The following is a 1,097-nucleotide window of genomic DNA, read 5'->3' on the forward strand; positions in this document are numbered from 1 at the left end:
AAACGGCAACATACTGAACACCAATTTAAATGGAATGGGCAACATCAGCTTATTGAATTTAAAAAAATCCGCCACTACTGGGACGAAAACGACAAAGACTTTCATCAAACGGTAGAAACCGTACACTGTTATGAGTATGACGCCTTTGGTCGCCGAATCAGCAAAACCGACATGCAAACGGGCGATAAAACGCTGTTCTTTTGGCAAGGTGAAAACCTCATTACGGAATGCCACGCCGATGATGCGGACTTTAGTGTAGAGGTAATCCGCAATGAACACACCAAGGCCCAAGACTACCGCTGCATCAGTTACATTTACGAGCCGGGCAGCACCGGCTTTAGACCGATGGCGCAGTTAGTCGGTCGTGGACGAGGTGGGCAAATCTACTACTACCTCAACGACCAACTCGGCACCCCGCAAGAGCTCATAACGGCGAATGGCGACATTGTCTGGAGTGGTGTTTACAAATCCTATGGCAACCTCGCCATAGAATACCGCACCGTACCACAAAATCTGCGCTTTCAAGGGCAGTATTTTGACGAAGAGTCAGGGTTACACTATAATCGCTACCGCTATTACGACCCGTACACCGCCCGCTACATCAGCCAAGACCCAATAGGACTGGCCGGTGGTGAAAATGCCTACCGCTACGTCCCCGACCCACTGGCTTGGATTGACCCGTTGGGGTTGTCGGATGAGTGTCCGGGGGTAAAGGCTAAAAAAGAAACGAATAGCACAAATACTGAAGGGCTAACTGGCGGTGCAGCTAGAGCTAAAAAATATTCAAAGAATTGGTCTACAGGAAATCTTAACAAAGTTATTGAAAAGTTTGCAGGCGTAAATCCAATAATAACTATAACTGAAAAAGGAAAAAGAATTTATACTATGGACAGGCCACACTAATTAGTACCAGTTTAATAAGGTCATTGTTATGATAACCAAAAAACAAAAGGAACCAACAATGACAAATCCCATTTCAAGAAGAGAAAAACGCAGTTTTAGTAATGAATTTAAAAAACAGAGGGTAATGTTATACCAAAATGGCAAAAAACGAGCGGATATTGTCACCGAATACGACCTGACTAAATCCGCATTAG

1 protein-coding gene is annotated in these 1,097 nt (G+C 44.6%); it reads left to right on the plus strand.

What is annotated here, in order from left to right:
* On the plus strand, nt 1-903 hold a 903-nt coding region (locus A9G41_RS14835), incomplete at its 5' end, for an RHS repeat-associated core domain-containing protein (RefSeq protein ID WP_179854681.1).
* Nucleotides 904-1,097 lie beyond the last annotated feature (194 nt).

It is taken from the genome of Gilliamella sp. Nev5-1 (genome assembly GCF_001690895.1).
Classification (GTDB): domain Bacteria; phylum Pseudomonadota; class Gammaproteobacteria; order Enterobacterales; family Orbaceae; genus Gilliamella; species Gilliamella apicola_C.